Source organism: Marinobacter sp., assembly GCF_041984545.1.
Taxonomy (GTDB): domain Bacteria; phylum Pseudomonadota; class Gammaproteobacteria; order Pseudomonadales; family Oleiphilaceae; genus Marinobacter.
Genome location: NZ_JBHIXV010000093.1, coordinates 1 through 252 on the forward strand (window position 1 = coordinate 1; position 252 = coordinate 252).

Genomic DNA, 252 nt, shown 5'->3' on the forward strand with positions numbered 1-252 from the left:
AGGATACGCCACCCCTTCAACCTGCTTCCATACACCAGAAATCACCATAACTCCCGAGGCCATGCTGTATGCCTCAACTCCTTCTAACACCAAATGCCTCAAATTGTCGGGGGCATATTCCTCGTCAGGGTTGAAATACTCGAAGCCGACGAGGACAGTTCCCCTTAGCTTCCACACAACTCTTTGAAGCTCTGGGCCTCTTCCGTCATGGTAGAAATCACTATCAAGAATAGGCTTAGTGCTCATACTTGT

At 48.8% G+C, this 252-nt stretch carries 1 protein-coding gene; it reads right to left on the reverse strand.

Going from position 1 to position 252, the window contains the following annotated elements; translation table 11 throughout:
* The coding region (locus tag ACFC20_RS17685; protein WP_375194128.1) for a hypothetical protein at window positions 1-246 on the reverse strand (246 nt) is incomplete at its 3' end.
* Window positions 247-252: the final 6 nt, after the last annotated feature.